At 68.0% G+C, this 8,881-nt stretch carries 8 protein-coding genes and 1 pseudogene; 4 read left to right on the top strand and 5 right to left on the bottom strand.

Annotated features, from left to right (window positions below):
* Positions 1-196 precede the first annotated feature (196 nt).
* From ACWEO7_RS20505 to ACWEO7_RS20490, 4 genes and pseudogenes are all read left to right on the top strand, one after another.
* Positions 197-2,026: pseudogene (locus ACWEO7_RS20505) on the top strand (SCO2524 family protein); the annotation flags it as partial.
* 10 nt (positions 2,027-2,036) lie between these two features.
* A complete protein-coding gene (locus tag ACWEO7_RS20500) occupies positions 2,037-2,951 on the top strand; it encodes an SCO2523 family variant P-loop protein (protein ID WP_452425285.1) in 915 nt (304 codons plus the stop codon).
* Complete coding sequence (locus ACWEO7_RS20495; protein ID WP_452425284.1) at positions 2,952-3,962, top strand: SCO2522 family protein; 1,011 nt, start codon at positions 2,952-2,954, stop codon at positions 3,960-3,962.
* A 1-nt stretch (position 3,963) separates the two neighbouring features.
* A complete protein-coding gene (locus ACWEO7_RS20490) occupies positions 3,964-4,932 on the top strand; it encodes an SCO2521 family protein (protein ID WP_452425282.1) in 969 nt (322 codons plus the stop codon).
* Positions 4,933-4,944: 12 nt separating this feature from the next.
* Here the strand turns inward: ACWEO7_RS20490 and ACWEO7_RS20485 are convergent, their stop codons facing one another.
* From ACWEO7_RS20485 to ACWEO7_RS20465, 5 genes are all read right to left on the bottom strand, one after another.
* Positions 4,945-5,766: a hypothetical protein gene (locus tag ACWEO7_RS20485; protein ID WP_452425280.1), complete on the bottom strand. Its 822-nt coding sequence runs from the start codon at positions 5,764-5,766 to the stop codon at positions 4,945-4,947.
* Position 5,767: 1 nt separating this feature from the next.
* On the bottom strand, positions 5,768-6,244 hold the full coding sequence (locus ACWEO7_RS20480; protein ID WP_452425279.1) for an N-acetyltransferase family protein: 477 nt from the start codon (positions 6,242-6,244) through the stop codon (positions 5,768-5,770).
* A gap of 51 nt (positions 6,245-6,295) precedes the next feature.
* Positions 6,296-6,715 carry an acyl-CoA thioesterase domain-containing protein gene (locus tag ACWEO7_RS20475; RefSeq protein WP_452425278.1) on the bottom strand — a complete coding sequence of 140 codons (420 nt, stop codon included), beginning with the start codon at positions 6,713-6,715 and terminating at the stop codon, positions 6,296-6,298.
* A 41-nt stretch (positions 6,716-6,756) separates the two neighbouring features.
* Positions 6,757-7,410, bottom strand: a complete 654-nt coding sequence (locus tag ACWEO7_RS20470) for a TetR/AcrR family transcriptional regulator (protein ID WP_452425276.1) — start codon at positions 7,408-7,410, stop codon at positions 6,757-6,759.
* Positions 7,411-8,011: 601 nt separating this feature from the next.
* Positions 8,012-8,473 (bottom strand): threonyl-tRNA synthetase editing domain-containing protein, encoded by a 462-nt coding sequence (locus ACWEO7_RS20465; RefSeq protein WP_452425274.1) that lies wholly within the window; start codon positions 8,471-8,473, stop codon positions 8,012-8,014.
* Positions 8,474-8,881 lie beyond the last annotated feature (408 nt).

The following is an 8,881-nucleotide window of genomic DNA, read 5'->3' as shown; positions in this document are numbered from 1 at the left end:
AATGCCCGCGCGCGACCATGGGTCTGGGGCCGACCCGCCCCGAAACCAAGGACCCTACGCCGCCGCTTTATCTACCACCTTTGAGGAACGCAGCACTAAGTGAACATTCGCGGGGCACACTCTAGGTAACGACGTCCGGCGCCGCCGGTCGAATGCGGGGGCGAGGTCCGAGAAAGATGAGGATCGGCCGAGGCAGCAGTTGCTCGAGCTGTGGCGAGCGGTGCTGGCCTACTCCTATCGGAACGGAACGTGGACGTGGGGCGGCCGCGACGGCGCCAACTCGATCAGCGACGCCGAACAACTGCTCTGCCTGCTGTATCCGGCTACCGAGATCGCGGCGTTCGCGCTGGACCAGCCGAACGACATGAGTCCCGACGTCCGGTCCGCGCTCGCCCCGTTCGGTGAGGAGACCCGCATCGGCAGCGTCCTGGTCGACTTGGTGGAGGACTATCTGCGCCGCTACAGCGGACCCGACGGAGAACCGATCTTCGCCAGCGGCTCCTACTTGCGCTCGGGCGACGACACTCCGCTCACCCCAGGTCAGCAGGCGGTGGAGGTCGTCGACTCGTACTCGATGTCGTTGAGTCTGTGCATCGCGGCGCTGCGGTTCCTGCGCGGATTCATGCGCTTCGTCAGCGGCGAGGTCCGGCTGGAGGCTCGCCACCTGCGCGAGCGGATCCCCATGGTGATCGAACAGGTCAGCGCGCGGCTCACCGCCGCGATGGCGGGCCTGGTCCGCAGTTTCGTCATCCACACACCGGAACCGAAGACCGAATACGGCCAGTCGATCGTCTACATGCTCAATCAGTCCCGCACGCCGTCCGACGAGGTCATCGAACGGCTGTCGACACAGCTGGAACGCCTGCGGGTGCAGGCGGCCAACGAGGTCAGGCTCAGCCAGACCACCGAGATCGATATCGCCGACGACGGGCGGCTGTTCGAATGCGGATGGAGCTGGGGCATAGTGCGCAGCGCCGAACCCATCGACCTCGTGCCCGGCCGGGTCAGCAGCACGCCCGGGCACGCCGAATCCCGTCCGTACCTGTACTTCACGGCCGTGGCCCTGGACGGCATCAGCGACCTGTCGTCGCAGCGCATCCGCGAACTCGATCTGCTGACCGACGAGCAGCGCACGCTCGCCGACGCGCTGCAGTTGCGCTTCGAGCTGACCCGCAACTACTGGTGGAGGGTCGCCCGCTTCGACAGTGGCCGCTGGCCGCTGGAGGACATCCCGTGGCGTACCTCCGACGGCGAGGAATCGGAGTACTTCAGTCTCGTGGTCGCCGCCGTGCTCATCCAGGACCTGGTCTACCGGGAGAGCACCGAGGATCTGGCGCGCACGGTGTCGGTGCTCGACCAGCTGGCCCGCCGGGGGCGCATCACCAGCCGGTTCACGGGCGATGATCCGGCCGCGCCGCTGCACTTCCCGGGTGTGCGACTGAACCTGGCCGGCAGCGAGGACGCCGCCGACGGATCCCGATTGATCTGGTATGTACCGGATTTCGCGACCTTGCTGCTCAAACGCTGCCTGGATGCCGCGCGCCTGCGCACGGACGTGGACACCCGCGACCGGTTGATGGAGCTCGCCGAGGCGGCGATGGATCACCTCGACCGGCGGGTGCTGCGGAACGGCTCGGTGGTCGGTCTGTGGGACGACATCGGCAGGCTGGTCGGCGCGGGCGAGGTACGGACGGAAGGGCCGTCCTGGTTCGTCACGGAGCGAATGATGGAGTGCCTGGTCATCGCGTACAGCACCTTCGAGCAGCCGCCGCTGGCTTCGCAGGCGATGGTCGCCCGCGCGGTGGACCTGCTCAGCGAGGCCGAGCATCTGCTCAATCAGGAGGAACTGGAGGTCGAGGGCCAGGATTGCTCGCCGAAACAGGCGGCGATCAACCGGATCCGGCAGTCGCTCGACCGGGCCCGCCGCGTGCTGCGCGAACGCCCCGGCCCCGCCTACAGCCTGGCCACCCAGGCGTTGGTCCAGCTCGACGAACTGGCCTACGCCCGCAGGGACGCGACACGGTAGGGGTGGCATCGTGCTGGTGTTCTCCACCTCCGACAAGGGCGGCACCGGACGGTCGGTGACCAGTTGCAACATCGCCTACCGGCTGTGCCGGTCCGGCCTCAACGTCGTCTACGCCGACTTCGACCTCGGCTCACCCACGGCTGGCGCGCTGTTCGAGATCGGCGCGGCCGAACGCGGCGTGCCCAGCGGTGGCGTGCATTCCTATTTGCTCGGCGAGAGCGGAACCGTCGCCCGCGTCGACGTGGGCGCGGCGACCGATCGGCCGGAACTGCGCCGGATCGGCCCCAACTCGGGACGGCTGGCGCTACTGCCGGGGGACGAGGGCGGCGCCGAATTCCTCACCGACGACGACGCGGTGGTCGAGCGCTGCGCGGAACTGCTGGTCGCGCTGGATCACGAGTTCCGGGTGGTGTTCGTGGATCTGAGCGCGGGCCGTTCCGCGGCGCTGCAGATCGTGTTGCAGGCGACCGCCTTGCCGCAACTGCGCGGGCTGACCGCTCGATGGTTGATCTTTCACCGCTGGACGCGCCAGCACATCCTGGCCGCCGCCGGCCTGGTGTACGGCTCGCACGGATTGCTGAAGACCGGAGCCGAGTGCGGCCACGACCCGGAGGAGTTGCTCGGGTCGGTGCGTTACGTGCGCACCGCGGTGCCCGACGCCAACTGGGACGGTGTCGCCCAGCGCCCGGCGCAGGCGGCGTGGCTGCAAGAGCAGGACACCGCGTTGCGGCGGCTGGCCACCGCCAAACGGCTGGGCACGACGGCGGTGCTCGGCTCGACCCCGATCGAGCCCGTGCTGCAACGGCGCGAACAGCTCATTCTCGACGCCGACGTCAACGCCCAGATCGCCAACGAGCAGACCACGCAGGCCTATGCCGAGCTCGCTCGACGACTGGTCGACAACGCGACCTGGGAGAGGCTGTAGTTGGGGGAAACACAGGGCTACAGCGAGGCCACCGAACAGCCGCGAATCGCTCCGGTCCCGTTGTCGCACTTGTCGATCGAGGTCGGGCATTTCTATCTCAACGACATCAGCTCCGACATCGAACGGGTCGGCGCGGAGTTCCGCCGCATCGTCCCGCTGGTATCCGCCTTCACCGAGTCGGCCAAGGTGCAGTTCGGGCCGAACGCCCGCGTCAGCACCTGCTACCTGATCGACGATTACTTCCAGCCCGACACCGACCCCGCCGCCATCCTCACCAAGCTGCTGGGCGCCGCGGACGAAGCCGGGTTGGTCATCGACTATCTGGCCCGGGAGTCCGCCTGCTGGCGGGCCTCGAGGTTCGTCGACGGTGTGGCGTTCGGTGAGCCGATTCCCGTGGCGGAGACGGTGGCCGCGCGCATCGTCGCCGAGCCCGCGCCGCCGAGCACCGGCCGCAGGCCGCCGACCGCGGAGTCGGGCTGGCTGTGCAACGGACGGCGGTCCTCCGAGGATGAACGCGGCCAGGCCATGCGGCAACGGATCTATCAGCCGCCGGAGGAATTCGGCCGCCGGGAGCATTCGATCTTTCTCGACGTGGAACTGTGGAGCAAGCACGTCGTCGACGGGGTGGCGGTGACGCGCTGGTCGTGCCCGTTCCTGGCCGCGGCCTGGCATCTGCTGCGGCTGGGCATGCTGCGCTACCACGGCGCCGCCGTGGTGGATCCGCAACCATGGCGTCGCGAAGATCTCACGCCGCGCCGCTGGCACGACATTCCGCCGGTGGTGCGGCTCAATCCGTCCGCCGCGCCGTTCGCCGCCTACAAGACCTTGTCGATGCTGCCCAAGCGGTACATCGGGATCGAGCACGCGGTGCGGCTGGTGCTCGACCATCTCGATCTCGACGACGACGTGGTCGAACAGACCATCGCCCGTGGCGGCGACGAGGTGCCACCGGTGCCGGTGCCGCGCGCGGTCAGCGAGCGGCTCTCGCACCTGCTGCTCGACGGAGCCTGATATGGCCTCGACCACGCCTTTGGTCGTGCTCGGTGAAGTACGCACCTGCCTGCTTCCGTCGGCGACCGCGCTGACCGGACCCGAGGCCTGCGATCTGCTGGCGCTCATGCCGGGCTGCACGGTGCGCTGGCGGGAGCGGCTGGGCACGCTGGCGGTGTCGCCGACCACCGCGGTCGGCGTCGATTGCGATCTGGCCGTGGGCGAGCAGACCGCCCACATCGTCGGGACCGTGGCGACCAGCGCGGTCCTGTCCGGCGGCCGCGTGCTGCAGTCCAGTGCGCGCACCCAGGTGGTCCGCGCGGCCAACCGGCGCAGGCAGACGTGGTCGCACTACCTCAGCCGCAAGGGCGTGACCGAGGTCATCAGCCGCCTGCCCGAAAGAAGCGGCAGCCCCGAGGCTTTGGCCGAGGGCTATCTGACCGGTCCGGTCGGCGCCGAGACGCTGGACCTGGCCTCCATCAGCGAGCGGCTGCTGGCTCGCCTGCGCGCCGACACCAGGCTGGACCAGAAGCCGCCGGTGCGGACAGGCGCCACCCGGTTGCGCTGGGTTGCCTGGATCGGGGGTGGCGCGGGCCCCACCGCCAAGCTGCACCTGGACGCCACCGTGCGCACCGTCCGGATGCGGGTGCGCAACGAGGCCGATCCGCATGAGGCGCAGCGGTTCTGCGAGGACCTGGCCGCGCACGACTGGCTGCTGACCGTCGTCACCGACGCGCTGGCCGAGGCCGACCGCTTCCCCTCGCACAGTCGCGAACGCACCGACATCCTCGCCCCCGTGCTGGAGGATCTCACCGGATTGTGGATGCCGGGAGCGCACACTCCGGCATCGATGCGGACGTTGTGGCAGAAGTTGCAGACGGATCCCGGGTTGTCCCGCCAGTGGAACGCCCTCGTCGCACGGTTGCAGAACCGCATCGCCATCGCGACGCTGGACGCACTGCGGCACAGGGCTTTCGACGCCGAATGGTAGTGCCGCGTCGCGCTACATCCGGAACCACTTGCGCACCAGCAGCGCGAAGAACACCGACATCGAAACCGTGCCCATCCACGCTTCCACGGCGAACAACGGCCGGGCGATCGGGCGCAGATCCTCGGTGTCACCGGGGCCCAAGGGATTGATGAAGCTGGTCACGCAGGTATAGACGGTGGCGGCGGGCGAGGGATTGCCGTTCAGGGCCAAAGCGGCGACGGTGCACAGCACCAGCTGCACCGCAACCCAGCCGAGCAGCCAGAACGGCCGGTACCCGTAGCCGCACAGCACATACGACAGCTGTCCGGTCCACCGCCGCCAGCCCGGCGGCAGCGCGAGCGTGCGCGCCCGCGCCAAGCGCAGACCGCAGCGGTCCTGGGCTTCGTCGTCCTCGTTCATCCGGTACAGCGCGGCGCCTCTGCGATAGGCGAGGGCGGCGTGACCGGGCAGACGCGCCGCGGAGAGCTGGGCGCCCAACTGCTCGTACACCTCGGCCAGCATGGTGTTCTGCCGACTGCTCAGCCGCAATGGGCCGCGGAATTCGAGTTCCGCGGCCAGCAGCGCCGCCGGGATCGCGCTCGGCACCCGCCAGCCGGCCTCGTCGGGTATCGGTTGCCGTGCGGCGGCGTACAGGTGCCGGAACACCAGGGAATCGGAGTGCCGCCGCGCGCTGGGCGGGTCGTAGTCGGCCAGCACAGCCTCGGCGTGCGCGGCGAACTGCTCCAGTTCGGTCTGCTCGGAGCGCTCACCCCGATCGAGTTCGGCGGTGTATTCGTCGGCGCGCCTTGTGATCCGAGTCGAGACGGATGCGACGAAGGGCGAGATCTCCCCCATGTCACGAGTCTAGCGGTCGGCCTTTCAGCCGGTATTCGAAAACGTCGCGGGGCTCGCCGGGGCCGAAATACCGGTCGTCGTGCTCGACGAACTCGAAGCCCGCTCGTTTGAACAGGTTGCTCGCGTGCTGATTGTCCGGCCGCACGGTCAGGTACACCACTTCGGCTCCCACTTTCCGGCACGTCTGCAGGGTGCGGCTCAGCAGGCCGCGCCCGTACCCTCCGCCCTGGTGCCTCTTGGCCACCGCGAAGGTGAACAGCAACGCCCGGCCCTTCTTCTCCAGGGTCAGCGCGTAACCGATCACCGTGCCGTCCACCTCCACGACCAGCCATTCGGATCCGTGCAGGTCGAACAGCTGGCGCAGCATCAGATACAGGTACGGCTCGGCGAACACCTCGGCCTCGATGGCCGCGATGTCTTCCAGATCGGCGAAGCAGGCCCGCCGGTATTCCGGCTGAGGCGCTTTGGCGATGTTCATCCGCTCCCTACTGCCAGGGCATAGGCCGTCCGATTCCAGCTTAAACGTCACTCACCGAGCGGGGTCAGTGTAGAACCAGCGGAATCGTTCCCCGGCGCAGCTCCGGCGGCGCGGCGATGGACTGCACTGTTCCTCGGCGTGCGGGGAGACCGAGGCGGTCGCAACGACGCCGCCGGACCGCTCGGCGATCAGCGACAGCGTGGCGAAGGAGCGGCCCGCGTGATGGCGGTGTACGCGGTAGCGGATCGGCTCGTCGACGCGGCCCTCGCGCGCGAACACCGTGTGCAGGGACTTGATCGACTTGTCCGGGACGCCCGCGGTGGCCGCCCGGACGAATTGGCCGAGCAGCTGACCACCGGACACCCGGCTGTAGGGCAACCGCAGATTGCGGCCCTCGAGGCAGGCCTCGTCGCCGGAGGGCGTCGCGGACAAGTGGAGACAGGAGACGAGATCACTCCACAGATCAGGCATGCACCCGAGTGTAAGTTCAGCTCTTTTGAGAGAATAGATTCTCAGCCGCGAGCGAAACCGTGCGCGCAGAAGTTCCATACTTCGGATGCGGTGATCGGATGCTGCGTCTCGTCGTCGGACGCTCCCGCGGATTGCGCGGTGAACATGACGGTCTGCATGACCATGGCCGCCGTCCGGCGCGAATCGACCTCCGGGCGCAGTTGGCCCGCGTCCTTGGCCAGGTCCATCAGTTCGGTGAACAGCGCGAGCATCGGCGCGTGCGCGACCTTCACGTGATCGGGAAGCGAGATCAGCAGCTGCGGTGCGAAATCCGTGAACAGCGGGCGTTGTGCCGACGGATCCGGCCGGCACAGCTCGAACAGCAGCTCGACGGCCACCTGGAGTTTGTCCAGCGGGTCGGTCTGGCCGTCGGCGGCGGCGCGCAGTTGGTCGGACGTGCGGCTCAGGGCGTCCTCGAAGAGGGCGAGCAGCAGTTCGTGTTTGCCGTCGAACTGGAGGTAGAAGCTGCGCAGGGACTGACGTGAGCGGTCCACCACCTCCTGCACGGTGAAGTCCGTGCTGCCCTTCTCGGTGATGATCGCCTGGGCGGCGTCCAGAAACCGCTGCACGCGCTCCTCGGCCCGCAACTTCGCGGTGCGTAGGGAGCGCTCGACGGCGCGCTGCTTCCAGGCCGGAATCTCGCTCGGGCTGGTCACGGGCGCATCGGTCCTCGGTCATATGGAGAGAACATGAGTGCACTGTACGGGAGAACGGTGTGTCATCGTTTCTCGAGTCGCCGTGTCCGCCCAGTTGCGAGACTATCCTTTCCTGATGCGAGAATAATATTCTCGCACCTGAGCGGCGGTGGAGGAGGCAGACCGCGGTGGTCCGTTCGGACCGCTCGGGTCGCCCTTCGGTGCGCCGTCGCCGCCGGGCACGAGCGCGGCCGTCTCGGACTCGAGGAGCTCGATTTGTACATTCGCTTCCTGCACCGGCGCGGCCGCGAGGCGGTGCAACTGACCGAGGTGGAGGTGGGGGAACGGGCGCTGATCCTGTGCCGCCACCTTGCCGTCGCTCCCGTGCCCGGCTGCACTTTCCGATCGACCGCACCGCCTCTCTCGGTGAGTTCGCGCGAATAGCGGACTGCTCCCCGGTCTCCGAGTCGAACCCGCAGACTAGCTGGGACCGGTTTCGTCGCAGGAAACTCCTCGCGTCGTAGACCGCGCAGGTTCGTGGGAGGTGCGCTTCGCGCCCCGCTACTTCCCGGCGGTCACGGGCTCGTCAACGCGCGGGACTCGGATCTCGAGTGTTCAGCTCTCACGCCTCGAGCCGGGCGAGATCGTTGCGGTCGGCATGAATCGGCGGGAAGCGGGTCATCCGTTGCTCCCACTCGCCGTCGCGTAGTTCCATGCGCCAGGTCTTGTTCCAGCCGAATGGCATCATGTGTACCGCGAAGTCGTGATCGCGCAGGTGTGCGGCGATCTGGGCAAGCACGGTTCTGGCCGTCGTGGTGTCGCATTCGTGACCGGGCCGGGTCAGATGCGAGAAGCCATTGATGACGATCCAGGTAGTGTCGGTCTTGCGCGCGATGCGGCGGATCGCCTTGGCTGCGGCACGGGCGAACGCCGAGTCTCCGCGCTCGACACCGACGAGAAGAAGCAGGCACTCGCCGAAGTCGTGCGTCACCCCGGGTATGTCGGGCTCGAGCGGCATCGCGGCGGAACTGGGAGTGGTTACGGCATAGTTGAGTGTTCGACAACGTTGACTCAATATGTTCACGCCGAGTCCTTACCTGGAAACCATCTGATCACCAGCCAACCGTCATCGCCCTTGATGGCCGGCTGCGGTGTGAACTATAAAGGCCGACCATCGCCGCGGCGCCTTCCCTCGGTTGGAGGGCTTGGGCCACCACTCGGACTGAGGAGCCTGCCGCGGTGTCGACCACATCGAACACTCAGATCTACACCGTGCGCGCCGACAAGGTCGCTGACGCCGAGATCCGCGCCCCGTCCCGACATCGCACAGGTCGCCGCTGACCGACCTGAAGCCGTCGATGAGCCCATGGAGTGTTACGAAATCGGGACGTTCTGGGGCACTCGCTCGTCGGCGCTTGCTTCGACCTGCGGATCCCGGAGCCGCCCTCGCGCGATCCGCCCGTCGGGCGAGGCTTGTACATCACACTCGGTT

This window comes from Nocardia sp. NPDC004260, assembly GCF_053603155.1.
Note: the sequence above shows the minus strand (reverse complement) of the source record. Positions and strands in the feature narration are given on the sequence as shown.

Bases quoted from the DNA above. Each gene is read 5' to 3' on its own strand.
- ACWEO7_RS20490 (WP_452425282.1), top strand. From the start codon at position 3,964: ATGGCCTCGACCACGCCTTTGGTCGTGCTCGGTGAAGTACGCACCTGC.
- ACWEO7_RS20475 (WP_452425278.1), bottom strand. From the start codon at position 6,715: ATGCCTGATCTGTGGAGTGATCTCGTCTCCTGTCTCCACTTGTCCGCG.
- ACWEO7_RS20480 (WP_452425279.1), bottom strand. From the start codon at position 6,244: ATGAACATCGCCAAAGCGCCTCAGCCGGAATACCGGCGGGCCTGCTTC.
- ACWEO7_RS20485 (WP_452425280.1), bottom strand. From the start codon at position 5,766: ATGGGGGAGATCTCGCCCTTCGTCGCATCCGTCTCGACTCGGATCACA.